The sequence below is a fragment of the Ferrovibrio sp. genome, assembly GCF_965278975.1.
In the GTDB taxonomy this organism is placed as follows: domain Bacteria; phylum Pseudomonadota; class Alphaproteobacteria; order Ferrovibrionales; family Ferrovibrionaceae; genus Ferrovibrio.
On record NZ_OZ257126.1, the window covers coordinates 1,117,555 to 1,143,653 of the forward strand.

Annotated in this window: 25 protein-coding genes; 11 read left to right on the forward strand and 14 right to left on the reverse strand. The window is 63.5% G+C overall.

The features are described 5' to 3' along the window. Positions 1-7: 7 nt before the first annotated feature. Positions 8-1,168, reverse strand: coding sequence for an alanine racemase (locus ACQY7X_RS05325; protein ID WP_428248817.1), 1,161 nt, complete (start codon positions 1,166-1,168; stop codon positions 8-10). A gap of 9 nt (positions 1,169-1,177) precedes the next feature. Further along, positions 1,178-4,276: an EAL domain-containing protein gene (locus tag ACQY7X_RS05330; protein ID WP_428248818.1), complete on the reverse strand. Its 3,099-nt coding sequence runs from the start codon at positions 4,274-4,276 to the stop codon at positions 1,178-1,180. A gap of 310 nt (positions 4,277-4,586) precedes the next feature. On the opposite strand from ACQY7X_RS05330, the gene groES reads away from it, so the two are divergent. The 9 genes from groES (at position 4,587) to ACQY7X_RS05375 (ending at position 11,452) form a co-directional block, all read left to right on the forward strand. Next, positions 4,587-4,904 carry a co-chaperone GroES gene (groES, locus tag ACQY7X_RS05335; RefSeq protein WP_428248819.1) on the forward strand — a complete coding sequence of 106 codons (318 nt, stop codon included), beginning with the start codon at positions 4,587-4,589 and terminating at the stop codon, positions 4,902-4,904. Between the two features lie 46 nt (positions 4,905-4,950). Next, positions 4,951-6,603 (forward strand): chaperonin GroEL, encoded by a 1,653-nt coding sequence (gene groL, locus ACQY7X_RS05340; protein WP_428248820.1) that lies wholly within the window; start codon positions 4,951-4,953, stop codon positions 6,601-6,603. 91 nt (positions 6,604-6,694) lie between these two features. Next, positions 6,695-7,642 carry a LysR family transcriptional regulator gene (locus ACQY7X_RS05345; RefSeq protein WP_428248821.1) on the forward strand — a complete coding sequence of 316 codons (948 nt, stop codon included), beginning with the start codon at positions 6,695-6,697 and terminating at the stop codon, positions 7,640-7,642. A 152-nt stretch (positions 7,643-7,794) separates the two neighbouring features. Beyond that, positions 7,795-8,418, forward strand: a complete 624-nt coding sequence (gene ycaC, locus ACQY7X_RS05350) for an isochorismate family cysteine hydrolase YcaC (protein WP_428248822.1) — start codon at positions 7,795-7,797, stop codon at positions 8,416-8,418. A gap of 86 nt (positions 8,419-8,504) precedes the next feature. Further along, a complete protein-coding gene (locus tag ACQY7X_RS05355; protein ID WP_428248823.1) occupies positions 8,505-9,206 on the forward strand; it encodes a PAS domain-containing protein in 702 nt (233 codons plus the stop codon). Between the two features lie 143 nt (positions 9,207-9,349). Further along, complete coding sequence (locus ACQY7X_RS05360) at positions 9,350-10,009, forward strand: peroxiredoxin (protein WP_428248824.1); 660 nt, start codon at positions 9,350-9,352, stop codon at positions 10,007-10,009. A gap of 105 nt (positions 10,010-10,114) precedes the next feature. Next, the gene (locus tag ACQY7X_RS05365; protein WP_428248825.1) at positions 10,115-10,534 is read left to right on the forward strand and encodes a DUF2177 family protein; all 420 of its coding nucleotides are present in this window, start codon (positions 10,115-10,117) and stop codon (positions 10,532-10,534) included. A gap of 43 nt (positions 10,535-10,577) precedes the next feature. After that, on the forward strand, positions 10,578-10,886 hold the full coding sequence (locus ACQY7X_RS05370; protein WP_428248826.1) for an ArsR/SmtB family transcription factor: 309 nt from the start codon (positions 10,578-10,580) through the stop codon (positions 10,884-10,886). After that, on the forward strand, positions 10,883-11,452 hold the full coding sequence (locus ACQY7X_RS05375) for an SRPBCC family protein (protein ID WP_428248827.1): 570 nt from the start codon (positions 10,883-10,885) through the stop codon (positions 11,450-11,452). The genes ACQY7X_RS05370 and ACQY7X_RS05375 overlap by 4 nt, the downstream gene beginning before the upstream one ends. A gap of 6 nt (positions 11,453-11,458) precedes the next feature. On the opposite strand, the gene ACQY7X_RS05380 is transcribed toward ACQY7X_RS05375, so the two are convergent. Genes ACQY7X_RS05380 through ACQY7X_RS05395 form a run of 4 tightly spaced genes read right to left on the reverse strand, consistent with a single transcriptional unit; the run spans position 11,459 to position 16,196 of the window. Further along, positions 11,459-12,625, reverse strand: a complete 1,167-nt coding sequence (locus ACQY7X_RS05380) for an iron-containing alcohol dehydrogenase (protein WP_428248828.1) — start codon at positions 12,623-12,625, stop codon at positions 11,459-11,461. 49 nt (positions 12,626-12,674) lie between these two features. After that, positions 12,675-14,156 (reverse strand): PAS domain-containing sensor histidine kinase, encoded by a 1,482-nt coding sequence (locus ACQY7X_RS05385; protein WP_428248829.1) that lies wholly within the window; start codon positions 14,154-14,156, stop codon positions 12,675-12,677. Then, the gene (locus ACQY7X_RS05390) at positions 14,153-15,628 is read right to left on the reverse strand and encodes a methyl-accepting chemotaxis protein (RefSeq protein ID WP_428248830.1); all 1,476 of its coding nucleotides are present in this window, start codon (positions 15,626-15,628) and stop codon (positions 14,153-14,155) included. Before ACQY7X_RS05390 ends, ACQY7X_RS05385 begins: the two co-directional genes overlap by 4 nt. Before the next feature lie 40 nt (positions 15,629-15,668). Next, positions 15,669-16,196: a PAS domain-containing protein gene (locus tag ACQY7X_RS05395; protein ID WP_428248831.1), complete on the reverse strand. Its 528-nt coding sequence runs from the start codon at positions 16,194-16,196 to the stop codon at positions 15,669-15,671. 332 nt (positions 16,197-16,528) lie between these two features. On the opposite strand from ACQY7X_RS05395, the gene ACQY7X_RS05400 reads away from it, so the two are divergent. Next, positions 16,529-17,224, forward strand: a complete 696-nt coding sequence (locus ACQY7X_RS05400; protein WP_428248832.1) for a response regulator transcription factor — start codon at positions 16,529-16,531, stop codon at positions 17,222-17,224. Positions 17,225-17,248: 24 nt separating this feature from the next. Here the strand turns inward: ACQY7X_RS05400 and ACQY7X_RS05405 are convergent, their stop codons facing one another. Beyond that, on the reverse strand, positions 17,249-18,574 hold the full coding sequence (locus tag ACQY7X_RS05405) for an aspartate aminotransferase family protein (RefSeq protein ID WP_428248833.1): 1,326 nt from the start codon (positions 18,572-18,574) through the stop codon (positions 17,249-17,251). Positions 18,575-18,731: 157 nt separating this feature from the next. Between ACQY7X_RS05405 and ACQY7X_RS05410 the strand changes: the two genes are divergently transcribed. After that, on the forward strand, positions 18,732-19,286 hold the full coding sequence (locus ACQY7X_RS05410; protein ID WP_428248834.1) for a cupin domain-containing protein: 555 nt from the start codon (positions 18,732-18,734) through the stop codon (positions 19,284-19,286). Positions 19,287-19,399: 113 nt separating this feature from the next. Here ACQY7X_RS05410 and ACQY7X_RS05415 read toward each other — a convergent pair whose 3' ends face one another. The 7 genes from ACQY7X_RS05415 to ACQY7X_RS05445 all read right to left on the reverse strand — a co-directional run bounded on the left by ACQY7X_RS05415 (position 19,400) and on the right by ACQY7X_RS05445 (position 25,990). Then, on the reverse strand, positions 19,400-19,768 hold the full coding sequence (locus tag ACQY7X_RS05415) for a RidA family protein (protein WP_428248835.1): 369 nt from the start codon (positions 19,766-19,768) through the stop codon (positions 19,400-19,402). Positions 19,769-19,785: 17 nt separating this feature from the next. Beyond that, positions 19,786-21,096: a TRAP transporter large permease gene (locus tag ACQY7X_RS05420; RefSeq protein ID WP_428248836.1), complete on the reverse strand. Its 1,311-nt coding sequence runs from the start codon at positions 21,094-21,096 to the stop codon at positions 19,786-19,788. Between the two features lie 6 nt (positions 21,097-21,102). Then, positions 21,103-21,555, reverse strand: a complete 453-nt coding sequence (locus ACQY7X_RS05425; RefSeq protein ID WP_428248837.1) for a TRAP transporter small permease — start codon at positions 21,553-21,555, stop codon at positions 21,103-21,105. Positions 21,556-21,685: 130 nt separating this feature from the next. Next, positions 21,686-22,666 (reverse strand): TRAP transporter substrate-binding protein, encoded by a 981-nt coding sequence (locus ACQY7X_RS05430; protein WP_428248838.1) that lies wholly within the window; start codon positions 22,664-22,666, stop codon positions 21,686-21,688. Between the two features lie 160 nt (positions 22,667-22,826). Beyond that, positions 22,827-24,782 carry a hybrid sensor histidine kinase/response regulator gene (locus ACQY7X_RS05435; RefSeq protein ID WP_428248839.1) on the reverse strand — a complete coding sequence of 652 codons (1,956 nt, stop codon included), beginning with the start codon at positions 24,780-24,782 and terminating at the stop codon, positions 22,827-22,829. 1 nt (position 24,783) lies between these two features. Continuing rightward, a complete protein-coding gene (locus ACQY7X_RS05440) occupies positions 24,784-25,518 on the reverse strand; it encodes a response regulator (protein ID WP_428248840.1) in 735 nt (244 codons plus the stop codon). A 49-nt stretch (positions 25,519-25,567) separates the two neighbouring features. Beyond that, positions 25,568-25,990, reverse strand: coding sequence for a globin family protein (locus ACQY7X_RS05445; RefSeq protein WP_428248841.1), 423 nt, complete (start codon positions 25,988-25,990; stop codon positions 25,568-25,570). Positions 25,991-26,099: the final 109 nt, after the last annotated feature.

Here is a 26,099-nt window from a genome sequence, read left to right on the forward strand (position 1 = left end):
GGGCGCCTCACCAGCCGTTGACGCGGTCCCATTCGGCGATGATGGCGCCGTTGTCGCCCGGCTGGCCGGAAACGACATAATAGCGGTCATACATCGCCGCGGTCATGCAGGAATGGTTCGGCAGCACGCGCAGCCGGCTGCCGACCGGGAAACGCTCGAACGGCAGGCTGGCCTGGTGCGCGGCAGGATCGGCGGGCCCGATCAGGCCATGTTCCTGGTGCACATCGGTCACCGCCAGGCCGGGCAAAGGCATGGCGCCACCGGGCAGGCAGACCAGGCCATAGCCGGTATGCGGGCGATGCTCGTTGGCACCGATGTCCTTCGACAGCGCCAGGCCGCCGGCATCGATCAGCAGATGATTGCGCAAGCGATGCCGCCCGGTGACCGAAGCCAGCACGGAAACCGCGATATCAGTCATGGCGCAGGTGCCCAGGCTGGCCTGGAACAGATCGAAGAACACATAATTGCCCGGCCGCATTTCAGTGACGCCGGCGAGGCTCTCGGCGAACAGCGCAGTCGGCGTCGAACCGACCGAGACAATCGGGCAGGCATGGCCGAAGCCGCGCAGCCTTTCGGCAGCCCGCACCACGCCGGCACGCTCGGCCTCGGCAATCGCCGCGATCTCAACCGGGCTTTTGGCATGATAGGAATGTCCGGCATGGGTCAGCACGCCGGCAAGCTCACTGCCCGGCTGCGAGAGCGCATCCGCCAGCGGCCGCAGCAGGTCGGCATCCGGCGCGATGCCGGCGCGGCCGAGTCCGGTATCGATCTTGATCATGACGCGGAAGGTTACGCCCAGCGCCCGGCCGCGTGCGGCAATCGCTGCGGCCGCCTCCACGTCATCGGTGATCAGCTTCAGATCGACACCGCCCTGCATGATACTGGCGGCCTGCTCCAGCTTGGCCGGCACGATGCCAACGGCATAGAGAATGTCGGTGAAGCCCTCGCGGGCGAAATAGGCGGCTTCCGCCAGGGTCGAGACCGTGACCGGGCCGAATGCATCGTCATGGGCCAGCTTGGCCACCCTGGCCGATTTGGCGGTCTTGAGATGCGGCCGGAGTTGCACCCCGAGTAAAGCCGCCCGTTCGCGCATGCGCCGGGCATTCCGCTCCAGGCGGGCAAGGTCGAGAATCAGGCTAGGGGTCGGCAGGTCATCGAGCGTCGGCATCCCGACAATCTACGCTGTTTCCAGCTGCAAAGCATAGCGTTGCATGAAATCCGCCAGGGGGAGCGGCTTGCTGAACAGGTAGCCCTGGCCAAGATCACACTGCATGTCACGCAGGGCGTCCGCCTGGGATTCGGTTTCAACGCCCTCCGCCACCACCTGCAGGCCGAGATCATGCCCGAGATCGACGATGGCACGCACCAAGCGCGCCAGGGCTGGATCCGTCTCGGCTCCCATCAGGAAACTGCGATCGATCTTCAGTACCTGCACCGGCAGGGTGGTGAGATAACTGAGCGAGGAATAGCCGGTGCCGAAATCATCCAGTGCGATACAAGCGCCGGCGGCAACCAGCTGTTCCAGCTTGGTATGGGCTTCATAGGCATCATTGAGCGCCATGCTTTCGGTCACTTCCAGCGTGATGGAGCGCCAGATACAGTGTTTTTCCAGCAAAGCGGCGACACGCGGCACGAAATCGTCGCGATCGAACTGCTTGGTGCAGACATTTACCGCCAGCTCGATGTTGCATCTGGCCTGCAGCAAGGTTGTCCGGTCACGCAGCACCTGCTCGATCACCCAGAAACCAACGTCGTGAATCAAGCCGCTTTCCTCAAGCAACGGGATGAATTCACCCGGAGATACCAAACCCCGCTGCGGATGCCGCCAGCGCAGCAGCGCCTCGGCCTTGCTCACGGCACCATCCTGCAGCCGCAGGATCGGCTGGTAGAATAGTTCGAATTCTTCCTGTGCGATGGCGCGGCGCAAATCGCTCAGCAAGGCCAGTCGCTGCTCGGTCTCGTGCTGCATGGATGGCGCGAAGAAATGCCAGCTGCCGCGTTCGGCTTTCTTGGCAGCGTACATGGCGGTATCAGCCATGCGCAGCAGGGCGGTCGGATCTTCGGCATCGCCGGGGAACATCGCCACGCCGATGCTGCTGGATATCTGCATGTCGCTGCCGTCAAGCGAAAGCGGAGCACCCAGCACTGCCCGCAGCTTTTCGATCACGCCCGGCACGGCTTCCTGCGGCAGATAGGGCAGCAGCACCACAAACTCGTCACCACCAAGCCGGCCCACCGTATCGGTATCGCGCAGAACCGACTGCAGCCGCCGCGCCACTTCCTGCAGCAACGCATCACCCACAAGATGGCCCTTGGTATCGTTCACTTCCTTGAAATGATCCAGATCGAGCAGCAGAACCGCGCCGCCATCACTATGATCCCGCATGGCCTGCCGGGTAGCGCGGTCAATACGATCCAACACCAGCCGGCGGTTTGGCAGGCGGGTGAGCGGATCGAAATCCGCCTGCCACTGCACCAGCGCCTCGGCATTCTTGCGTTCAGTGATGTCGATGAACATGCCGATATAGCCGGTGACCGTATCGCCCTGCCGCATCTGCGATATCGACAGCCATTCGCAGTAGATGCTGCCATCCTTGCGCCGGTTCCAGACTTCACCGCCCCACTCGCCATCGCGCTCAATGGCGGCCCACATTTCGGCATAGAATTCGCCGCTTTGCCGGCCGGAGGAAAGCAGCGATGGCCGCTGGCCGATGGCATCCTCGGCGGTATAGCCGGTCACCCGCTCGAAGGCCGGATTGACATGGCGCATGATGTTGTTGGCGTCGGTGACGACGATCGCCTGCGGTGATTTGTCGAATACCACGCCGGCCTGCAGCAGGCGCTCTTCCACTTGTTTGCGGGCATCAATGTCGGAATAGGTCCCGACCGCACGCAGCGGCAATCCGGTCACATCGCGTTCCACCACCGCGCCGCGATCCAGAATCCATTTATACTGCCCATCCTTGGTGAGCATGCGGTGCTCACTCCTGTAGGTGGCGGTTTCGCCGGCTGTATGGCTCCGCAGCCTGGCCAGTGCCGCCGCACGGTCATCCGGGTGCACCAGGAAATTCCATGTGGTGGCTTCCGGCTTCAATTCGCCCGGTGCATAGCCAAGCATGGATACCAGGCGATCACTGTGAATGACGCAACCGCTTGGAATATGCCAATCCCATACGCCATCCCGATTGCCGACAAAGGCAAGAGTGAGCCGTTCTTCGCGCTGGCGCAGATCCTCCTGGCGCTGCCCCAGGGCATCAAGCATGCGGTTTGCACTGGCAGCAATCAGCCGGACCTCGCGAAGCCCTGCAACCTTGATACGGGCAGCTTCGCTTCCGTCACGGATACGGTCCAGGGCTTTGGCCAAGGCTGCCATGGGATGATAAATCTCGCGGCTCAGCAAGCCGGCGATGCAAATCAGCAGCACCATAACTACGGCTTCAACGGCAATGCGGTGCCAGAAAGCCTGCCTGGCCTGCAGCAGCGCGGCATCGCGCTGCTGTACCACCAGAATCTTCCAGTCGGATTTGTTCAGAACATGCATCTGCGCGACGATGTAGGCTTGATGACCCGGCCCATCGGTATTCTCACGCCATATCGCACCCTTCGCCGCCGGGTCCAGTTCCAGGCCTTTTGGCAAAGGCTTGCCGATGGCGTCCTGCACTTCCGGACTCGCCAGCACGACCATGCCTTTCGGCGATACGACATAAGCCTCAACCCCGGGAAGCCGCGGCAGCAGCAATGGCAGCCGGTGCGGATCAAGACTGAAGGATATGGCACCGGCGACAACGCCGAGCGCCGCGCCGATATCGTCCGGATAGGCCGGCCCGATCGGATAGGCCAGCGCGACATGCATCACCCCGGTGACCGTGCCCTTGGGATTGAGTTCGCCGACAGTGAATTCGGGCCGCTGCAGCAATTTCGACAGGTAATATTGCGGATCGATGCTGGGGGTTTCACCCGGCGGAATCGGGGCGGCGCTGCAAACCACCCTGCCGGTGCGGTCCACCGTCGTCATATTGCTGAATTGCGTGAGAAAACGCAGGGAATTCTGGAAGGCTTCCTGGCAGCGGGTCGGGTCCAGGGCCGCGACGCCGTCGCTGTCGGCCACGCTGCTCAGTGCGATTTCCGTATCGGACAGGAATCTCTCGATGCGCAGGGCAGCACTTTCGGCCGCGAAAGCCAGGGTCCGGCCACGCTCCACCACCATATTGCGGTATTCCGAATAGGCGGCAAAAAGCTGCAACGACACCACCAGCGCCACAAGGGCGCTGATCATTATCACCATATATGAACGTATCGAGATCATGGGCTACATGCTGGAGCGTGTAGCCCGACTATCTATACAGCGGGCCCGGCTGAGTCATGTCAGTTTTTGATAAGACGGGCTGATCCGTATGCGGAATCAAGGCGGCCACCTTGACAGTCGTGCCGGGAATCCCTAGGTAGTTGGCGCTCTCCTGGGGGGAGTGCTAACAAACCGCCTCGATCTGTTGTTTTTCAACAACTTAAGATGAGGGCGGGAGGGTTGGCTTCAGGATTTTTACCCTGGGCCCATGGGCCCTAGCGATATCACAGAGGAGGATTGCATGAAGTTTCGTCCGTTGCACGACCGCGTGGTGGTGAAGCGCGTAGCCGAGGAAGAGCGCACCGCTGGTGGCATCATCATCCCGGACACCGCCAAGGAAAAGCCGATGCAGGGCGACGTTGTCGCCGTTGGCCCGGGCGCCCGCGATGAGGCCGGCAAGGTGCAGGCGCTGGACGTCAAGGTTGGCGACCGCGTGCTGTTCGGCAAGTGGTCCGGCACCGAAGTCAAGATCGATGGCGATGATCTCCTGATCATGAAGGAGTCCGACATCATGGGTGTGATCGAAGGCACCCCCGCCAAGAAGTCCAAGGCCGCTTAAGTCAGCGCCCTATTCCAAAAGCACAGTCTCTTAAGGAGAAACGATTATGGCTGCTAAAGACGTTCGCTTCGGCTCCGACGCCCGCGACAAGATGCTGCGCGGCGTGGACATCCTCGCCAACGCCGTCAAGGTGACCCTGGGCCCGAAGGGCCGCAACGTGGTGCTCGACAAGTCGTTCGGCGCCCCGCGCATCACCAAGGACGGCGTCACCGTCGCCAAGGAAATCGAGCTTTCCGACAAGTTCGAGAATATGGGCGCGCAGATGGTGCGCGAAGTCGCTTCCAAGGCCAATGACCAGGCCGGCGACGGCACCACCACCGCCACCGTGCTGGCCCAGGCCATCGTGCGCGAAGGCGCCAAGGCCGTTGCCGCCGGCATGAACCCGATGGACCTGAAGCGCGGCATCGACCTCGCGGTCGAGAAGATCGTCGAAGACCTCAAGGGTCGCTCGAAGAAGATCGCCGGCGCCAAGGAAGTGGCCCAGGTCGGCACCATCTCCGCCAACGGCGACACCGAAATCGGTGGCATGATCGCCAAGGCGATGGAGAAGGTCGGCAACGAGGGTGTGATCACCGTCGAGGAAGCCAAGAGCCTGGAGACCGAGCTCGACGTCGTCGAGGGTATGCAGTTCGACCGCGGCTACCTGTCGCCGTACTTCATCACCAACGCCGAGAAGATGCTCTGCGAGCTGGAAAACCCCTACATCCTGCTGCATGAGAAGAAGCTGTCGGGCCTGCAGGCCATGCTCCCGGTGCTCGAAGCCGTGGTGCAGACCGGTCGTCCGCTGCTGATCATCGCGGAAGACGTGGAAGGCGAAGCGCTGGCCACCCTGGTGGTGAACAAGCTGCGCGGCGGCCTCAAGGTTTCCGCCGTCAAGGCTCCTGGCTTCGGCGACCGCCGCAAGGCCATGCTGGAAGACATCGCGATCCTGACCGGCGGTCAGCTGATCTCGGAAGATCTCGGCATCAAGCTGGAGACCGTGACCCTGCAGATGCTGGGCACCGCCAAGAAGGTGACCATCGACAAGGAAAACACCACCGTTGTCGGCGGCGCCGGCAAGAAGAAGGACATCGAAGCCCGTTGCGGCCAGATCAAGGCGCAGATCGAGGAAACCTCCTCGGACTACGACCGCGAGAAGCTGCAGGAGCGTCTGGCCAAGCTGGCTGGCGGCGTGGCCGTCATCAAGGTCGGCGGCGCCACCGAGATCGAGGTCAAGGAGCGCAAGGATCGCGTTGACGACGCCCTGCACGCCACCCGCGCCGCGGTCGAAGAAGGCATCGTGCCGGGCGGCGGCACCGCGCTGCTGTACTCGACCCGCGCCATCGACAAGGTGAAGGTGGAGAACTCGGACCAGAAGCATGGCGTGGAAATCATCCGCCGCGCCCTGCAGGCTCCGGTGCGCCAGATCGCCGAGAATGCCGGCGTTGACGGTGCCGTGGTTGCCGGCAAGCTGCTCGAGTCCAAGGACACCAGCTGGGGCTTCAACGCCCAGACCGAAGAATACACCGACCTGGTGAAGGCCGGCGTCATCGACCCGACCAAGGTCGTGCGCGTCGCCCTGCAGGGCGCCGCCTCGGTGGCCGGCCTGCTGATCACCACCGAAGCCATGGTCGCCGACAAGCCGGAGCCGAAGGCTGCTCCGGGCGGCGCCCCGGGCGGCATGGGCGGTATGGGCGGCATGGGCGGCATGGACTTCTAAGTCCCGCTGCTCTCCCCGTTCGGGAGTACAAGGAAGGCCCGGTGGCAACACCGGGCCTTTTCTTTTGTGCGCGGCACTGCGACCATGCCGCATGACCCAGCGTTACGACGACATCCTGGCGTTTCTTGAGGTGGTGAAGGCCGGCAGTTTCACGGCGGCCGCCACCCGGCTTGGCGTGGCGAAATCCGTGATCAGCGACCGCGTGCGCAATCTGGAGAACAGCTTGCGCGTGGAACTGCTGCGGCGCACGACGCGGCAGGTGGCGCCGACCGAGCGCGGGCGCGAGTTGTTCGAGACCCTGTCGCCGCTGGCTGACGGCATCGCCCAGGCCGTGGACGATGCCGCCCATGCCGATGGGCCGCTGCTGGGGCGCCTGCGCATGACGGCGCCGATCAGCTTCGGCGTGGAATACCTGACCCCCGTGATCACGCAATTCGCGCTCAAGCACCCGCAGCTTGAGATCGCGCTGGATTTCGACGACCGCGCCGTCGATATCATCGGCGGCGGCTATGACCTGGCGCTCCGCATCGGACGGCTTGGCGATTCCGCGCTGATGGCGCGCAAGCTCTGCGACAGCGACCGCGTGGTGTGCTGCAGCCCGGCCTATGCCAAGAAGCACGGCACCCCGAAAACCCTGGCCGATCTGGCCGGCCATGCCAGCATCGACTATGCCAATGCCCATGCCAGCCGGCTGTGGCGCTTCGAGCCGGAGAAGCCCGGCGGCGATCCCCGCGTGGTGGAAACCAGCAGCCGCCTGGTAGTGAATAACGGCGAGGCGATGCGCGACATGGCGATAGCCGGCCTTGGCATCATCGTGCTGCCGCGCTTCATCCTGGCCCGCGCGATTGAGAGCGGCGCGCTGATTGAATTGCTGCCGCAGATCCGGCCGCTGCCCGATGCGATCCATGCCGTGTATCCGCCGAGCCGCCACATGCCGCGCAAGCTGCGCGCCATGATCGACCATCTGGCGGCGAGCTTCGCCGGCACGCCGCCCTGGCTGCGCCGGGCGGCGAAACCTGCCCGCAAACCGAAGAAATGATTGTTCTGTTGTGCCGGACAATAGGTCCGGGACAACCCGGCTAATGCTCAGCGCCGCTTTTGCGTAGGGTTCTCTCACCGGCGAACGACACCGCCGCCAGAGATGAAACGAAACCCCGAGACACCGCTCTCAACCGCAAAAGGATGACGATCATGGGCAAGAAGTATAACCGCCTCGACAAGAACAACGCCGCCGTGCTGCTGGTCGATCACCAGGCCGGCCTGCTCTCCCTGGTGCGCGATATCGACCCGGACAAGTTCCGCAACAACGTGATGGCGCTGGCCGACCTGGCCAAGTTTTTCAACCTGCCGACCATCCTGACCACCAGCTTCGAGGATGGCCCGAACGGCCCGCTGATGCCGGAACTGAAGGCGATGTTCCCGGATGCGCCCTACATCGCCCGCCCCGGCAATATCAACGCCTGGGACAACGAGGATTTCGTCAAGGCCGTGAAGGCGACGGGCAAGAAGCAGCTGATCATCGCCGGCGTGGTCACCGAGGTCTGCGTTGCCTTCCCGGCACTCTCGGCCCTGGAAGAAGACTTCGAGGTTTTCGTGGTGGCCGATGCTTCCGGCACCTTCAACGAGATCGCCCAGCAGGCGGCCTGGAACCGCATGAGCCAGGCCGGTGCGCAGCTGATGAACTGGTTCGGCGTTGCCTGTGAGCTGCATCGCGACTGGCGCAACGATATCGAAGGCCTGGCCAAGCTGCTGGCCGACCATATCCCGGACTACAAGAACCTGATGACCAGCTACTTCGCCAACACCAAGAAGTAAGCCGCATACGGTCTACATTTCGAGCAAGGCCCGGCTGTTCCAGCCGGGCCTTTTTCATATTCCCGTCCTGGCTGCGGGATTTCCGGATGCGATGGTACATCCGCCGCGATAGACTCGCTGATCGCACGATCAGGACACGCCATTCGGCCATGCCGCCGCCCTTCTCTCCGTCGCCGGAATCCCTGCCATCCGAACCCGGTATGCAGCCGGTATTGGCCGAGCGGCATGAAACCGCCAGCCATTTCGGCATGATCGCCGAGCCGATGCTGCGGCATCTGGCGGATTACTGGCTCAGCCGCCGCCAGGGCCGCATGATGCCCCGGCGCAGCGATATCGATCCGCTGCATATCCCCTGGGCCTTGCCGTATCTGTTCCTGGTCGATTGCGTGGCAGCCGCCGGTGCCGATGGCAGCAACTGGCGCTATCGCTACCGCCTGGCTGGCGAACAGATCGAAGCCGTGTTCCGCGACCGCCTCAACCGCAGCAGTATGCGCAATACCTGGCTCGATGAAAGTATGCCGGCCCACACCCTGGCGGCGACAATGCAACGCTGGCGGCCTTTGCCGGAGCAGGGCCATATCCTGTACATGCATGGCATGATCTATCGCCTGACCGACCGCTTCGCGCGCGGCGGCCGCCTGATGCTGCCGCTGGCCGAGGAAGCCGATGGACTGGTCAGCGGCCTGATCGGCATTACCGTCTGCGACTGGATCGGGGCGGCGCCGCCACCGGCCAGCGGCGAGCCCGATGTGACCATCACCCATATTCCGGCCGGCGCGCTGGCCTGAGGCAAAAACGTTACGCCGCTTTTATGCGGAAGCATGGTTTCATGTGGCCGACAAAAAACTTTTGTTTTTCCGCGCGGCTTCCGCGCCCTACTTTCAATGCTTCGATAAAGCAGCACTCGGCGAAGCAGCAGCAGGAGGAAACCATGGGTTTGCGCATTGGCAGCAAGGCACCGGATTTCGAGGCCGATACCACGGTGGGCCGCATCAAGTTCCATGATTATGTCGGCGAGGGCTGGGCGATCCTGTTTTCGCATCCGAAGGATTTCACCCCGGTCTGCACCACAGAGCTTGGCGCGGTGGCGAAGCTGAAGCCGGAATTCGACAAGCGCAATGTGAAGGTGCTGGGCCTGAGCGTCGATCCGGTAAGCGACCACCATCGCTGGGTTGGCGATATCAAGGATGTCACCGGCTTCCTGCCGGATTATCCGCTGATCGGCGATGGCGATCTCAACATCGCCAAGCTCTACGACATGCTGCCGGAAGATGCCGGCGCATCCTCGCAGGGCCGCACGGCGGCGGATAACCTCACCGTGCGCACGGTCTACATCGTCGGGCCGGACAAGGCGATCAAGGCGCAGCTCGCCTATCCGATGACATCGGGGCGCAATTTCGACGAGATCCTGCGCCTGGTGGACAGTCTGCAACTCACCGCCAAGCATAAGGTGGCGACGCCGGCCAATTGGAAGCAGGGCGAGGATGTGATCATCGCCGGCTCGGTGAGCAACGAGGAAGCCAAGGAGAAATATCCCGACGGCTGGCAGGCGCCGAAACCCTATCTGCGCATTGTGCCGCAGCCGAAGTAGGCGGCCGCACACCGAAATGATCATGGCGGCGCAAGCGCCTGGATCACCGATGTCACGCGAATTTGAGTCCTTGCCGTGATGGCATGTCGGCTTCTAAATGCCGGCATGACTGCATCTCTCACGCGCCGCCGCTTCGCCACCGCCACCCTGGCTCTGCTGCTGCTGATGGCCTTTGCCGATGCCATCTGGCTCAGCCTCGCCGCCCCCGCTTTCTATCGTCCGCTGCTGGGCGACAGGCTGAACGACATGCCGGTGCTGTGGGCGGCCATCGGCTTCTACCTGCTCTACGCAGCCGGTGTTGCCTGGTTCGTGCTGCGGCCGGCGCTCGTTGCTGCCTCCGCCAGGCGGGCCGTGCTGCATGGCGCAGGCTTCGGCCTGGTCGCCTATGGCACCTATGATCTCACCAACCAGGCAACCATCGTCGGCTGGCCGGTAGCCGTGACCCTGGTGGACATGGCCTGGGGTAGCCTGCTGACCGCCAGCACTGCCGGCCTGGCGACCTGGATCGCTTTGCGGCGTGATTAATTTTTATTTGACTTAATTAAGTATAATATGAAATAAAGCCGCCATGGAGACTTTCGCGGCGCTTTCTGATCCCACGAGGCGGCAGATCATCGAACTGCTCGGCCCCGGCCCCCTGCCGGCCGGCTCGATTGCGCAGCGTTTCGCGCTCTCCGCACCCGCCGTGTCGCAGCATCTCAAGGTGCTGCGCCAGGCCGGGTTGGTGACGCAGCAGGTGGATGCGCAGCGCCGCATCTATGCCCTCAACCCCGCCGGCTTCGCCGCCATGGAGCAATGGCTGGCAGGGGTGCGGCGCTTCTGGGGGCCGAAACTCGATACCCTGGAAGCTGAACTCATGAAGGACGACACGCCATGAACCAGGCCGCGCCCGTGCTGAACAGCCATGATTATGGCGAGGTGCTGGAATCCGGCGCGGTGCGCTTCACCCGCCTGTTGCCCGGCCCCATGGAACGCGTGTGGCGCTACATCACCGAGCCGGAATTGCGCGCCCGATGGCTGGCTGGCGGGCCGATGGAGCTGCGCCTGGGCGGCAAAGTGGCGCTGGAATTCTGGAATGGGACTTTAAGCAGCGAGCCGGACCCGACGCCGGCCGAGTATTGCGGCTGCGATGGCGCCACATTGCTGGGCCGCATCACGCAGCTTGAGCCGCCGCGCCTCTTGGCCTTCACCTGGGGCGAGGATGGCAGCGAAGCTGGCCAGCCGGTTTCGGAAGTGACCTTCGAACTGACAGAGCAGGCTGGCGGCAAGGTCCGCCTGGTGCTGACCCATCGCCGCCTCACTACCGAGCTGATGCAGAATGTCGGCCCCGGCTGGCACACCCATCTGGATACGCTGGTGCTGGCAGCGGAAGGTCGCCGCATCGCCGGCTTCTGGCAACGCTTCCTCGACCTGAAAGCCTATTACGCGGCGCGGATCAGGTAGCGCCCTTCACCAGGCAGCTTCGAGCAGAGCCACAAGGTCTTCCGGGCCTTTGATCGGCTTCGGGTTGGTGCGCACCCAGAGATTTTCCATCGCGCCTTCCGCGATCTTGGCGAACTGGCTTTTCTCCACCTTAAGGTCGCGTAGCCGCGTCGGCTGGCCCAGCGCGGCGATCATATCGGCCACGGCCTGCGCCGCATCGCCATCGCGGCGGCCCAGCACTTCGGCGATGCGCGCCTGCTGCGGCGCCGTCACGTCGCGGTTATGGCGCATCACATGCGGCAGCATGATGCAGGAAGTGTGGCCATGGCTCATGCCGGTGACGGCGCCAAGGCTGTGGCCGATGCCGTGGCTGGCGCCATAGGGCACACGCATAATGCCGATGCCGGAAAGCCAGGCGGCCTGCAGGCAATCGAGCCGCGCCTGCATGTCATTGGGATCGCGCATGCTGCCGAGCAAGGCCGTCGAGAACAATCGCAGCGCCTGCAATGACGTCGCCTCGATCAGCGGCGAGGGCTGGATCGAGCAGATGCCCTCGACTGAATGGTCGATGGCGCGGATGGCGGTGGAAAGCCACAGCCATTGCGGCGTATGCACCGTCACCGCCGGATCGAGGATGACACTGGCGGCGCCGATCTCGCGCCCGACATAGCCATGCTTGATCTGCCGCACCGGATCGGTGCAGCCGCCGAAATTGGAGAATTCAGCCGCCGAAAGCGTGGTGGACAGCACGATCTGGCGCATCGGCGGCGGCTTCACCACCGGAATGAAGCGCGTGCCATCGGGATTGGCGCGCAGATGGTAGTCATCAAGCTGTTGCGGATTGGTAAGGCCATGGGCCAGCGCGATCAGCGCCACTTTCACGGTATCGATTGCCGTGCCGCCGCCGAAGGTGAGGATCAGATCCGGCTTGGCTTCGCGCACCGCATCGGCGCAGGCGATCACGCTGGGGCGTGGCGTATGCTCGCGGCATTCATCGAAGGTGCCGGCATGGCGTTCACCGAGTGCACGGCGAATTTTTTCCACCGCATCGGTGGTGCGGTTCAATGTCTTGCTGGTGACGATGAATACCCGCCGCGCGCCGCGCCGGTCGGCTTCCTCGACCACGGCCTTTTCCGCCGCTTGGCCCCAGATCACCCGATCCTGGGCCAAGAATTCATGCATGCCGCTGTTCATGCGCGCCCTCCCGCTTTGCCGCGAGTATGGCGTCTGCCCGATCCATACTTCAAGCCGGAGACAGCGGAAACCACAGCGAGGCACGGGTGCCGCCGCGTGCCGGATCGATGCGCGCCAGCACCAGGCTGCCGCCATGCAGTTCGGCCAGCCGCTTGGTGATCGAGAGGCCGAGGCCGGCGCCGCCATGACGGCGGGTATAGGCATTGTTGATGATGCCGAACGGTTCCAGCACTTGTTGCAGCATATCGGCGGCGATGCCGGGGCCGGAATCGCAGACATCGATACGCAGGCCGTCTTCCGCCCGCACTGCCTCGATGGCGATGCTGCCGCCCTCGGGCGTGTATTTCACCGCATTGGCGATCAGGTTGAGCAGCATCTGGCGCAGCGCGCGGCGGTCGGCGGAGAGCAACTGCTCGGGCGGCACGCAGACAGTCACCAGGATGCGGCCATCATCGATCAGCGGCTGCAGCAGCGTGAGGCATTCCTCTATCAGCGGCTTGAGCCGCAGTTCCTCACGCTGCAGCCGCAGCTTGCCGGCTTCCAGAGCCGAAAGATCCAGGATGTCGTTTACCAGGCTGAGCAGATGCTCGGCGCTGGTAACGATCAGGCGGCCATATTCGCTGTATTTCGGATTGCCGAGCGGGCCGTTGATCTCCATCGCGATCATTTCCGCGAAGCCGATGATGCCGTTCAGCGGCGTGCGCAATTCATGGCTCATATTGGCCAGGAACATGCTCTTGGCATGAGCCGATTCCGCCGCCTCTTCCAGTGCCTGCTGCAACTTGGCTTCGCGCAGCTTGTGGTGCCGGATATCGCGGTAGAAAGCCGCCAGCACGCCATGGCCATCCAGTTCCATGCGCCGTGCGCTGATCTCGACCGGCAGCAGGTTGCCCTCGGCATGGCACAGGCTGGTGCTGTAGACCAGCGGGCGGTCGCCAATGGCAGCAGCAGCGAAGCGCTCCACCAGGCCACGGCTGCCTTCCGGATGCAGGTCGCGCTCGCGCCGGCCGATCAGCGCCGCCGGCATGCAGCCGAGCATTTCGCCGGCGGTCGGGTTGGCATCCAGAATGCTGCCATTGTCGATATCCACCATCAGGATGGCGTCGGGGCAGCCTTCCATGATGGCGCGGTGCTTGCGCTCGGAAGCCAGCATGCGGGCCTGGTCGTCGCGCCGCTCGGTGACATCGCGCAGCACCGCCAGGATCACCTCGACACCGTCACGCTCGGCCTTGAGCAGCGACGCCTCAGCGGGAAACAGGCTGCCATTGCGCCGCATGCCGGTCACCTCGCGGCGGCTATGCATCATATAAGCAGTGATATGTGATTGCGCGAAGCGCGCCACATGCTCGCGATGCGTCGCGCGCGAGGGCAGTGGAATCAGCAGTTCGAGCGGCTGACCGATGATCTCGCGCCGACTATAGCCGAAGATGCTTTCCGCCATGCGGTTGAAATCGATGATACGCTGATCGGGCCCAATGGTGATCACTGCCTCGGGTATGAAGGCAAGCAGGCTATCCTGCAGATTGTTCATGATGATGCTGTACGCCCATGGCGGCTATGCTCTTGCCCGACTATGCCTTCGCGCGGCGCTTTGTTGAAAAAGGCAACGATGCGGGCCAGTTCGCCGGCCTGTTCCGTGAGCGTTGCAGTGGCGGCGCTGTTTTCCTCAACCAGGGCAGAATTGCGCTGGGTAAGCTGATCCAGGTTGCCAACGGCGATATTCACCTCCTGCAATCCCTGCGCCTGTTCGCGGCCAGCATGGGCAATTTCATCGACGATGGCGGCAACGCGGCCACTGGCGCTGGTGATCTGACCCAGGATATCGCCGCTCTCGCGCACATGGCGCACACCGGCCTTGACCTGCTGATCGGTCTCGTTGATCAGCCCCTTGATCTCGCGCGAGGCATTGGCGGCACGCTGCGCCAGGGCGCGCACTTCCTGCGCCACGACAGCGAAGCCCTTGCCGGCTTCGCCGGCCCGTGCAGCTTCCACGGATGCATTGAGCGCCAGCAGGTTGGTCTGGAACGCAATCTCATCGATCAGGCCGACAATGGCAACGATGCGCTGCGCGCTCTGCTCGATGCGGTCCATCGCCGCCACCGCTTCCTGCATGGTGCGGCTGCCGCTGTTCGCGGCATCGCGCGCCGCCGCACTCAACTGGTTCAACGTCTGCGCGTTATCGGCGTTCTGCTTCACCGTCAGGGTCAGTTGCGACATCGCAGCGGCGGTCTGCTCCAGTGTCGCCGCCTGACTTTCGGTGCGCCCGGCCAGGTCGCGGCCACCGGCCGCCAGTTCGGCGGCGGCGGATTCCAGTGCCTCGGTGCTGCCCGCCAGCTTCTCGCTGACATCGCAGAGCACGGCGATGGTGGCGCCGGTATCGCGCATCAGCGTTGCGAATTCGCCCTGGTAGCCGCCCCCGTTCAGTCCTTCGCCGCCCCGGTCATCATCGGCCTGGCGCAGGCCGCTATCCGCTGCCCTCAGGTCGCCGCGCGCCAGGTTGCCCATCACACGGCCCAGCGCGCGCACCGCGCCAGCCGTGGTTTCCACCACGCTGTTGATGCCCTGCGCCAGGCTGAGCATGAAGCCCTGCTTGCCGGCTTCATCCAGCCGCTTGCTGAGATCACCTTCCGCCGCCGCCGAAACCAGTCCGACAATCTCGGTTTCCAGCCGCGCGGTTTCCTCGGCGCGGTGACGCATGCTTTCGCGCGCCTGGTTGATGATCTCGGCGCCGCGGCGGAAATTGCCCGGCATGCCGGTTTCCAGGAACGGGCGATAATACTGGCCCTGGGAAGCCAATGTCAGCGAAGCGCCTGATTCGCGCACGAAGGCATCGGCGAGATCGAGCAGGCGGTTCACCGCGATCAGCGCCGGCGCCAGTTCGCCATAGCTGGCGACATGCAGCACCCGCACCGACAGATCGCCGCGCGCCGCGCGGCCACACACATCATTCACTGCCTGCAGCGCCCGGCGATGCCGCCGTGCCGCTCCCCCGATCATCAGCATCCTGTCTCCCCCATGCTGCCCTGTTGCCTGTTCGGCTTGCTTATCTGGTGGCGAGGCCGAGCACGAACTCGTCATAGCCCTGCTGGTTCTCGGCCAGCAGGGCATCGAGATGGGCCAGGCTGTCGCGCATGCCGGCACGGCGGTCTTGGCTATCAGCCTCGATGCGCAGCAATTCGCGGTAGATCGGTTCGATCACGCCGAGCGCACTGCGGCGCGGCTTGCGGCGATTGGAATGGTAGCCATCCACTTCACCGGCCAGGGTGAAGCTGGGCGTGACATGCGCCAGCACCCAGTAGAAATCGCCATTCTTTGCCATGTTCTTGACGAAGGCGAAAACCTCGCGGCCATCCTGGATGCGCTGCCACAGCAGCGCGAAGACGGCACGTGGCATATCGGGATGGCGTACGATGGAATGTGGCTGCCCCAGCACCTCGGCCTCGCCATAGAGGCCGACCGAACAGAACACATCGTTCACATAGACCAGCCGGCCCTTGAGGTCGGTCTTGCTGACGATGAGTTCGTCTTCCTGGAAATGGCGTTCCTGCAAGGTGGGTGTCGGGCGCTTCATAAACAGCCTCTCGGTGGGCATTGAACCGAACAACACTGGTGTGCTGGATATAATCACCCGGGCAAAGAATAAATTGCCGCCTGTTATCCAGCCGCCCGACCTATTCAAATTATTGGAGGGGCTGGCGTTACATTTTCAAAGTAAAAACATCCTTATTATTGAAAAAACTCGTGCTTTTTATAGATGGAATCAATCCTAGATACTGAAATTCCTCATCGTTCCACACAATGTTGTAAATAATAAAATAGAACTCACAATATCAGAGCGGGAAAATCCCTATCGATATATTCGCGGATTTTCCTATAATCCAGAAACGGTCGATTTGTTGCGGTATGGCTTCCCAGACGACGAAAATTCTCCTGGCCGGCTTCGATGACTCCCTTGTGGAGCGCCTGCATGACCTGCTGGCCCAGTCGAATCACCTTGTGTTGCAGGCACAGCCAAAGGCTATTGACCATGGCCTGCTGGTGGCTGCCGGGTGCACGGCTGCGGTGATCGAACTGCCCGGCAATGGCCTCACCGATCAGGGCATGGCTTTGCTGGCGGCGATCCGCAGCCATTCCGACATGCCAATCGTGGCGGTGGCACGCGGCAGCGAAGCGGCTTTGCGGGTGCGGGCGCTGGAAGCCGGTGCCCATGACGTGCTGAGCACACCCTGGGATGACAGCGAATTACTGGCGCGGCTGCACAGCCTGCTGCAACGCTGCCGCACCTGCCTCAAAGTCGGCCGCCTCTGCTATGGCGATATCGTGATCGATCAGGTGGAGCAGAGCTTCCGCCACCGCAGCCGCTATGTCTCGCTGTCGCGCATGGAGATGCGGTTGCTGCGCCGGCTGGTGCAGGCGGATGAAACCACCGTGCCGAATGAGGCTTTGCTGCAGGAATTATGGGGCAAGGACAACGACAGCCACCGCCAGTCGCTGCGTGTGCTGATCCGCCAGTTGCGGGCCAAGATCGAGGACGACCCGCGCCATCCGAGCTGCCTGATCAACGATCATGGCATCGGCTACCGCCTGCGCCGCGTATGAGGCGCAGGCGGCCAGCCGTGTCGATTACTCGACGTCCTTGATCACCTTGGCGAGGATGCCGAAGATTTCGTCGATATGCTGCTTGGTCAGGATCAGCGGCGGCGAAAGCGCGATGGTATCGCCGGTAAGGCGGCACATCAGGCCCTGCTCGTAGCATTTGACGAACACATCATAGCCGCGCTTGGTCGGCGCACCTTCGCGGGGGCTGAGTTCCACCGCCGCCATGATGCCGATATTGCGGATATCAATGACGTTGCGCAGGCCCTTCAGGCTGTGCGCCGCGTCTTCCCAATAGCCGCTCAGGTTGGCGGCATTCTCGAAAATGCCTTCGTCCCGGTAGAGGTCCAGCGTCGCCAGGCCGGCGGCGCAGGCCAGGGCATGGGCCGAATAGGTGTAGCCATGGAACAGCTCGATCATGTGTTCCGGGCCCTGCATGAAGGCTTCATGCACATGCTTGCGGGTGAGTACGGCCGCCGCCGGCACCGCCGCGTTGGTCAGGCCCTTGGCGGTGGTCATCATGTCAGGGATCACATCGAAGGTTTCGGAACCGAAAGCCTTGCCGGTGCGGCCGAAGCCGGTGATCACTTCGTCGAAGATCAGCAGGATGCCGTGCTTGTCGCAGATCTGGCGCAGCTTCTGCAGATAGCCGACCGGCGGAATCAGCACGCCGGTGGAGCCGGCCACCGGCTCGACGATCACGGCGGCGATGGTGCTGGCATCATGCAGCGCGACGATGCGCTCCAGGTCATCGGCCAGATGCGCACCCCATTCCGGCTGCCCCTTGGAGAAGGCCATGTCTTTCAGCGAATGGGTATGCGGCAGGTGATCGACACCAGCCAGCAGCGGGCCGAATACCTTGCGGTTGGCGACAATGCCGCCGACCGAGATGCCGCCGAAGCCGACGCCATGATAGCCGCGCTCGCGGCCGATCAGCCGGGTGCGGGCGCCATCGCCGCGCGCGCGGTGATAGGCAATGGCGATCTTGAGTGCGGTATCCACCGCTTCCGAACCGGAATTGGCGAAGAACACATGGTTGAGGTCGCCCGGCGCCAGATGCGCGAGGCGGGCGGCGAATTCAAACGCCTTGGGATGGCCCATCTGGAAGGTGGGCGCGAAATCCATTTCCGCCGCCTGCTTCTGGATCGCCTGCACGATCGGCTCACGGCAATGGCCGGCATTGACGCACCACAGGCCGGCGGAGCCATCGATCACCTGGCGGCCATCATGCGTCGTGTAATACATGCCCTTGGCGCCGACCAGCAGGCGCGGACTGGCCTTGAACTGGCGGTTGGCGGTGAAGGGCATCCACCAGGATTGCAGGTCGTTGGGAACGGGGGCGGTCTGGCCCATGGTCGGCTCCGGCTGGAAAGAGAAAAACCTTAAGCCTTGAGTCTCGGCTTAAGCGCCGCGTGAAACAACGCTTTTCTCCGCCACATAAGCCTTTGATCTTGATGCAGTAAATCAAACGTTGTTAAATATATTGAACAACGAAACAGGGCCGGAGTAGATGGACAGCGAAATCGATATCGGCGGCCGGCTGAAACAGGTGCGTTTGCTGCGGAAAATCTCGCAGCGCGAACTGGCACGCCGCGCCGGGGTGACCAATGCCACGGTGTCGCTGATCGAGGCCAACCGCGTCAATCCCTCGGTCGGCGCCTTGAAACGCGTGCTGGATGGCCTGCCGATGAGCCTGGCGGAATTCTTCTCCCTGGAAGCGCCGGCGCCGCGCAAGGCGTTCTACCGCGCCGAGGAACTGGTGCAGGTCGGCAAGGGCAAGATCAGCTACCGCCAGGTTGGCGCCGATCTATCGGGCCGCGCCTTGCAGATCCTGGTGGAACGCTATGCGCCCGGCGCCGATACTGGCCGCGTGCCACTGAAGCATGAAGGCGAGGAAGGCGGCGTGGTGCTGAAGGGCCGCCTGGAAGTGACGGTGGCCGGCCAGACCCGCGTGCTCGGCCCCGGCGATGCCTATTACTTCGAAAGCCAGCAGCCGCACCGATTCAAAACCGTCGGCAGCGAGCCCTGCGAATTGATCAGCGCCTGCACGCCGCCAAGTTTTTAGGATTGGGGTTTAAAACGATGCTGCAAAATACCGTCATGGCCCGCGCAGGCGGGCCATCCACGAGTTGCTTTTAAAAACACTCGTGGATGCCCTGCCTCCGCAGGGTATGGCAGTTATGAGCGTGTCGCCGCCACAGCGACGATCTCGATCATGTCGCCTTCTTCCAGCGAGGCGCCGATGCAGGCGCGCTGCGGCGGATTGGCGTGATCCACCCAGTCGAGCCACACGGCATTCATCGCCGGTTTCTGCGCCATGTCGATGAGATAGACCGTGGCCGAGAGTAGCCGCGACTTGCCGGTGCCGGCCTCGGCGAGCTGGCGGTCGAGATTGGCCAGGGCCTCACGGGTCTGGCGCGCCATGTCCAGCTCGTAGGTATCGGCGGTGGCGACGGTGAATACCAGGCCATTATAGACCGTGGTGCGCGAACGGCCCAATGATTTGCCGTCAGGCGACTCACTGGGGAAGCGAGTGATCGGCAGCATGATTGCTTCTCCCGCCCCTAGCCGGCCGGCCCGAGCATCTTGCCCGGCAGCCAGGTGACCAGTTCCGGCACGAAGAAGATCAGCGCAACCGCCGCCACCATCAGCAGGAAGAATGGGAAGGCGACCTTGGCGATATAGGTGATCTGATGCCCGGTCATGCCTTGCAGCACGAACAGGTTGAAGCCGACCGGCGGGGTGATCTGCGCCATCTCCACCACCAGCACAATGAAGATACCAAACCAGATCAGGTCGATGCCGGCGCGTTCGATCATCGGCAGCACCACCGCCATGGTCAGCACCACCATCGAGATGCCATCCAGGAAGCAGCCCAGCACGATATAGAACACCATCAGCACCACGATCAGCATGGCCGGGCTGAAGCCCATGCTGCTGATCCAATCGGCGAGATGGCGCGGCAGACCGGTGAAGCCCATGGCGAGTGTGAGGAAAGCCGCGCCGGCCAGGATCAGGCCGATCATGCAGGAGAGCCGCGTGGCCCCCAGCAGGCTTTCCATGAAGGTTTTCATGTTCAGGCTGCCCTGCGCCAGCGAGACAACCAGTGCGCCAACCACGCCGAGCGCCGCCGCCTCGGTGGCGGTGGCGATGCCGGTATAGATCGAGCCGAGCACGGCAAGGATCAGGCCGACGGTCGGCAGCAGATGCCGCGAAGCCCAGATTTTCTGCACGAAGCTGAACTTCTCGGTCGGCTGCGGAATCTTGTCCGGGTTGAGCAGCGACCAGACCACGATATAGCCCATGAACAGCGCCGCCAGAAGAATGCCCGGGATCACGCCGGCGATGAACAGCTTGGCGATCGAGACTTCCGCCGCCACGCCATACACAATCATGATCAGCGACGGCGGAATCAGCAGGCCGAGCGTGCCGGCGCCGGCCAAGCTGCCGACCACGATATCCTCGGGATAACCGCGCTGGCGCAGTTCCGGGATGCTCATCTTGCCGATGGTGGCGCAGGTGGCCGCCGAGGAACCCGAGACGGCGGCAAAGATGGTGCAGCCAATCACATTGGTATGCACTAGGCGGCCAGGCAGCCGCGTCATCCAGGGCGCCAGGCCGCGGAACATGTCTTCCGACAATCGCGTGCGGAACAGGATTTCACCCATCCAGATGAACATCGGCAACGCGGTAAGGGTCCAGCTTGTGCTGGAACCGAAGATGGTGGTCATCATCGCATCGCCCACCGGGCGGCTGGTGAACAGCATCATGGCCAGCCAGCCACAAGCCACCAGGCCCAGACCGATCCACAGGCCGGTAGCCAGGATAGCAAACAGCGCGATGATGAGAAAAACTGAAATCAGGATCTGATCCATGCGGGATTACTCCGTACGCGCCAGTTCAGCAGGGGTATCGTCCAGCGGCTTGCCGCGCAGCACGAGGAAAAACTCTTCCACCATGGCGATGAACAGAACCACGCTGCCGATGGCGAAGCCAAGCTGCGGAATCCACAGCGGCGTGGCATCGTTGGATGTGGAGATATCGTTGAACTTCCAGCTCCACCACACCATCTTGCAGGCATAGAAGGCGAAAAAGCCCGAAACCGCGATGCCAAGCGCGACACACCATAATTCCAGGACGCGCCGGGGGCTGCCGGTGAAACGCTTCAGGATCAGCGTCACGCGGATATGCTCGCCATGGGCAAAAGTATGCGCCAGCGCCAGGAAAGTGGCCGCGCCCATGCAATAACCGGCATAGGCATCAATGCCGCGAATATAGAAATTGAACTGCCGGCCCAGGATGCTGAGCAGAATGGCGATCAGCAGCGCAACCATGAAAAAACCGGCAATCCAGCCGCAGGCCCTATAAAGCAGATCGAGTGGCGAGCGCATCGCAAGCAACCTTTGTTATTGTCCCCCGGAAACTTTTCGGGCGGGGTTTCCCCCGCCCGAAGCAGCTAGCTGCTTACTTCTTGAAGGCATCCACGATGGCCTTGCCATCGGCGCCCGCCTTCTTGATCCATTCCTCGGTCATGGTGGCGCCCACCTTCTCGAAGCCGGCCTTCAGTGCGGTCGATGGCGGCACCACCTTCATGCCGCCCTTGACCAAGGCCGCCTTGGATTCTTCGGTTTCGACCTGGGCCGCAGCAAAACCGCGCGTCTCGGCGGCGGCGGCGGCATCCATCACCGCCTTCTGGGTGGCGGCGTCCAGCTTCTTGAAGGCGTCGTTATTCACGAACACCAGATTCTTCGGCAGCCAGGCCTGGGTGTCATAGAAGTGGGTCATGCTTTCCCAGGCCTTGATATCGCGGCCGGTGGAACCCGAGGTGATCATGGTAACGATCACGCCGGTCGCCATCGCCTGGGCCAGTTCGGCCTGCTGCACGGTCACCGGCTGCGCGCCGACCAGTTCGGCGATGCGCGAGGTGGCCGGGCTGTAGGCGCGATACTTCAGGCCCTTCAGGTCATCAATGGTATTGAGTTCTTTCTGCTTGGTGTAGATGCCCTGCGGCGGCCACGGCACGGCATAGAGCGCGGTCATGCCCTGCTCGGCCAGCTTCTTATCGATGAACGGCTTCTGCGCCTTCCACAGCTTGGCCGAATCGGCAAAGCTGGTGGCCAGGAACGGCACGCCATCAGCGCCGAAGATCGGGATTTCATTCTCCACATTCACCATCAGCACTTCGCCGATCTGCGCCTGGCCGGTCTGCACCGCGCGCTTGATTTCCGGCGCCTTGAACAGCGACGCGCCCGGATGCACGGTGATGTCCAGCTTGCCGCCGGACAGCTTCTTCACATCCTCGGCGAACTGCACAAGATTCTTGGTGTGGAAGTTGCCGGCCGGATAGGCGCCCGGCAGATCCCACTTGGTCTGGGCCTGGGCGGCGCCAGTGGCCACGGCAACCGCGAGCGCGGCGGCGGTGATGAACAGTGTGCGACGAAGCATCTATGGTCTCCCCGTTATGTCGGCAGCCCTGGTCCACCCCGGGCCACCGGAAGTAACCAGTTTGTCACCGGGCACACGGGATTGGCAAGCGCTGGGCACAAAATCCGGGCTGCCGCAAAAGCAGGCGCCCGTGCCCGAATTCAAGCCCGGATTAGAAAAATCAAGTCTGGGTGAAAATCCGCGCCAGAATCGCAAGCACACTGTCGCGGGTGAAGGGCTTGTCCAGTACCGGACGGCCCAGGCTGCGCAGTTCCTGGCCACCCAGGCCGAGCGTGTCGCCGGTGACGAAGGCGAAGCGCGGCACCAGATGCGGCGCTTCCGCCTCCAGCCGCTGTAGCAGCGCGCGGCCATCCAGGCTTGGCATGCGCAGGTCGCTCAGAATGGCGTCGTAATTGCGCGCCAGCGCCAGCGCCAGGGCGGCGGCGCCATCGGGTGCCATATCCACGGTGAAACCCGCCTGCACCAGCAGGTCGCGCAGCAATTCCGCCACATCCGCGTCGTCATCGGCCACCAGCACATGGCCACCCGCCATGCCTGCGGCCGGCAACGGCAGCACGGCTTCGGCTTCCGCCGTCACGCCGAATGGCAGCCGCATGGCGAACAGCGCGCCGCCGCGCGGCATTCCGTCGAGGCCGGGATTCTCTTCCATGGTCAAGGTGCCGCCATGGCCTTCGACAATGCCGATGGACACCGACAGGCCGATACCGGTGCCGCTGCCCGCCGGCTTGGTGGTGAAATACGGCTCGAAGATGCGGCGGCGCAGTTCCGCCGGCACGCCGGGGCCGCTATCAGCCACCACGATCTCGGCAAAACGGCCATCGACACTCGGCATGGTCTGGACGATCAGGCGGCGCGGCCCGGCATGATTGCTCAAGGCCTGCTGCGCATTGACGATCAGGTTGGTCAGCACCTGCGCCAGCTGATCGCCATCGGCCTGCAATGGTGGCAGTTCGTCGAAATTCTGCCGCGTCACGGCGATGCCGGCGCTGCGCAAGCCATAATCCAGCAGGCCCAAAGCCTCATCCAGCAAGGCCTCGATATCCACCGCGCCGCGCCGCGGCCGGCGCTGCCGCGCCATCGCCAGGAAAGTGCGCACGATGCGGGCGCAGCGCGCCGCCGCCAGCTCAATCTTCGCCGCGCGCTCGGCCAAAGCCTTGGCGGCTACGCCCTCTTCCGCCGCCTCGCGCAGCATCAGCGATTGCCCGACGACGATGGACAGCGGATTGTTCAGTTCATGCGCCACGCCGGCCAGCAGCGAGCCAAGCGCCGACATCTTCTCGCTCTGGTGCAGTGCTTCGCGCTGGCGTGTGATCTCGGCTTCGGAAAGCCGGCGCTCGGTGATATCGGCCAGCGAGCCGGCGATGCGCACGGCACGGCCCTGGCTGTCGCGATCCACGGCGGCGGTCACGCGCACCCAGCGCATGGCGCCATCGCCGCGCTCCATGCGGTGTTCCTGCACCATGTTGTCGATCTCGCCACGCAGCAGCCGCCGGGTTTCTTCGCGCAGCAGCGGCAGGTCATCGGCATGCACGAAAGCCTGCCAGCCGGCGATATTATCACCCAGGTCGCGCTGGCGCCGGCCGACGATCTCCTCCAGCCGCTCGGAATAATAGGCCGTGTTGTGCACCAGATCCCATTCAAACAGGCCGGCCTCGGCGCCGCGCACCGCCAGGCGGTAGCGCGTCTCGCTACGGCGCAGGGCGGCTTCGGTGGATTTGCGGTCGGTGATGTCGCGCAGGAAAGCGGCCAGCAGGCGGTGCTTGCCGCGCTTCACTTCCGTCACCGTCAGTTCAACCGGGAAACGGTCGCCATTGCCGCGCATGCCCTCGGTCTCGATGCGGCGGCCGAGCACGCGGTGCGGTTCGCCGGAGAGGTAACGCTGCATGCCGTTGTCATGCGCCGAGCGCAGATGCGCCGGCACGATCAGTTCACCGATCGGCTGGCCCAGGGCATCGGCACGCGCACGGCCGAAGATGCGCTCGGCGGCGGGGCTGAATTCCAGCACGCGGCCATCCTTGTCGGCGATGATCACCGCATCCAGCGAGGCGGCAAGCAGCGGCCGCAGCCGCTCCAGCTCGGCTTCCAGTTCCTCCGGCGGCAGGTCGGCAGCAGCCATCTCAGCGGCCACCCTGGCTGTCGAACAGGTAGCCGGCGCCATGCACCGTCTTGAGCACCGCCGGATGCGCCGGATCGGCCTCGATCTTGCGCCGCAGCCGGGCGATGCGGATATCGATCGAGCGGTCGAACGGCTCCCATTGTCCGTGATGCGCCAGATCAAGCAGCTGGTCGCGGCTCAACACGCGGTCGGGATGGCGGGCAAAGGCCTGCAACAGATCGAATTCCATGGCGGTGAGCGGGATTTCCTTGCCGTCGCGGTCATAGAGCTTGCGGCTGGCGAGATTAAGCTGCCGCTGGCCGAAACGCACCACTTCTTCCCCGGGAAGCTGTGCGGCTGGCGCCGCTTCCACCGGGGCGGCCTGCACGCGGCGCAGCACGGTGCGGATGCGGGCGCGCAATTCACGCAGATCGAAGGGTTTGGTGACGTAGTCATCGGCGCCGACTTCCAGCCCGACAACCCGGTCCACCACATCCGATTCCGCCGTGAGCATGACAATGCCGATCCCGGCCAGGCCCGCCTCGCCGCGCAGCCAGCGCGCCAGGCTCAAGCCATCCTCGCCCGGCATGTTGATATCCAGCACCACCAGATCGGCAGCCGCCTCGGCCAGCAGCCGGCGGCACTGGGCGGCGCCATCGGCAGCCCGCACGGCGAAGCCATGGCCGGACAGATACTCGGCGAGCATCTCGCGGATGCCCGCCTCGTCATCGACCACGATGATTCGCGCCTCGGCCATGACTACCGATAGCGGCAGAGTGGCGCCGACTTCAAGCGGCTTCCTCTGCTTAAGCTGCCTGGGGCACCTTGCGCGCCGCATTGATCATGGCATCGGCCAGCAGCCGGTAGGCGGCGCCCCAGGCGGCGCTCAAGGACGGGGTGAAATCCGGGCCGAAAGCCTCTTCCAGGGTGCCGAGCAGGGCCGAACCGACCACGGCGTAATGACGTTCCTCGACGCCATAGCCGACATGGCGGCGGGCCAGCATGGACACTTCGTCCAGGATGGTTTCCACCTTGTGCAGCGAACCGACCACGAAGGTCAGCGCGCTCATCAGCTTGGCACCCTGGGAGCGCATGTCGCCCTTGAACAGCGGCCGCAGGCTGGGATCAAGGGTGAACAGGCGGTCATAGAAGATCCGGGCGGCCTGTTCGCGGATCGGCAGCACCTGGGCGAAGCTCTGCTGCACCAGGGTAACTTGTTCGGGGGTCATGGCTCAAATCTCCGGCTGGCATTGGGTTGGCCGGGTTTATGACGGGGGCTTGTTTCCGCCTCACCTCTGCAAATGTTTCATTTGTTTCAGCCGCCGGGATTCGTAGACT

Coding starts and splice junctions, on each gene's coding strand:
- ACQY7X_RS05435 (WP_428248839.1), bottom strand. CDS start 24,782: ATGGCTGCTGCCGACCTGCCGCCGGAGGAACTGGAAGCCGAGCTGGAG.
- ACQY7X_RS05390 (WP_428248830.1), bottom strand. CDS start 15,628: ATGCTGATGATCGGGGGAGCGGCACGGCGGCATCGCCGGGCGCTGCAG.
- ACQY7X_RS05370 (WP_428248826.1), top strand. CDS start 10,578: ATGGAGACTTTCGCGGCGCTTTCTGATCCCACGAGGCGGCAGATCATC.
- ACQY7X_RS05360 (WP_428248824.1), top strand. CDS start 9,350: ATGGGTTTGCGCATTGGCAGCAAGGCACCGGATTTCGAGGCCGATACC.
- groES (WP_428248819.1), top strand. CDS start 4,587: ATGAAGTTTCGTCCGTTGCACGACCGCGTGGTGGTGAAGCGCGTAGCC.
- ACQY7X_RS05375 (WP_428248827.1), top strand. CDS start 10,883: ATGAACCAGGCCGCGCCCGTGCTGAACAGCCATGATTATGGCGAGGTG.
- ACQY7X_RS05330 (WP_428248818.1), bottom strand. CDS start 4,276: ATGATCAGCGCCCTTGTGGCGCTGGTGGTGTCGTTGCAGCTTTTTGCC.
- ACQY7X_RS05365 (WP_428248825.1), top strand. CDS start 10,115: ATGACTGCATCTCTCACGCGCCGCCGCTTCGCCACCGCCACCCTGGCT.
- ACQY7X_RS05415 (WP_428248835.1), bottom strand. CDS start 19,768: ATGCTGCCGATCACTCGCTTCCCCAGTGAGTCGCCTGACGGCAAATCA.
- ACQY7X_RS05385 (WP_428248829.1), bottom strand. CDS start 14,156: ATGAACAATCTGCAGGATAGCCTGCTTGCCTTCATACCCGAGGCAGTG.
- ACQY7X_RS05420 (WP_428248836.1), bottom strand. CDS start 21,096: ATGGATCAGATCCTGATTTCAGTTTTTCTCATCATCGCGCTGTTTGCT.
- ACQY7X_RS05405 (WP_428248833.1), bottom strand. CDS start 18,574: ATGGGCCAGACCGCCCCCGTTCCCAACGACCTGCAATCCTGGTGGATG.
- ACQY7X_RS05395 (WP_428248831.1), bottom strand. CDS start 16,196: ATGAAGCGCCCGACACCCACCTTGCAGGAACGCCATTTCCAGGAAGAC.
- ACQY7X_RS05400 (WP_428248832.1), top strand. CDS start 16,529: ATGGCTTCCCAGACGACGAAAATTCTCCTGGCCGGCTTCGATGACTCC.
- ACQY7X_RS05445 (WP_428248841.1), bottom strand. CDS start 25,990: ATGACCCCCGAACAAGTTACCCTGGTGCAGCAGAGCTTCGCCCAGGTG.
- ACQY7X_RS05355 (WP_428248823.1), top strand. CDS start 8,505: ATGCGATGGTACATCCGCCGCGATAGACTCGCTGATCGCACGATCAGG.
- ACQY7X_RS05440 (WP_428248840.1), bottom strand. CDS start 25,518: ATGGCCGAGGCGCGAATCATCGTGGTCGATGACGAGGCGGGCATCCGC.
- ACQY7X_RS05345 (WP_428248821.1), top strand. CDS start 6,695: ATGACCCAGCGTTACGACGACATCCTGGCGTTTCTTGAGGTGGTGAAG.
- ACQY7X_RS05430 (WP_428248838.1), bottom strand. CDS start 22,666: ATGCTTCGTCGCACACTGTTCATCACCGCCGCCGCGCTCGCGGTTGCC.
- ycaC (WP_428248822.1), top strand. CDS start 7,795: ATGGGCAAGAAGTATAACCGCCTCGACAAGAACAACGCCGCCGTGCTG.
- ACQY7X_RS05380 (WP_428248828.1), bottom strand. CDS start 12,625: ATGAACAGCGGCATGCATGAATTCTTGGCCCAGGATCGGGTGATCTGG.
- ACQY7X_RS05325 (WP_428248817.1), bottom strand. CDS start 1,168: ATGCCGACGCTCGATGACCTGCCGACCCCTAGCCTGATTCTCGACCTT.
- groL (WP_428248820.1), top strand. CDS start 4,951: ATGGCTGCTAAAGACGTTCGCTTCGGCTCCGACGCCCGCGACAAGATG.
- ACQY7X_RS05410 (WP_428248834.1), top strand. CDS start 18,732: ATGGACAGCGAAATCGATATCGGCGGCCGGCTGAAACAGGTGCGTTTG.
- ACQY7X_RS05425 (WP_428248837.1), bottom strand. CDS start 21,555: ATGGTTGCGCTGCTGATCGCCATTCTGCTCAGCATCCTGGGCCGGCAG.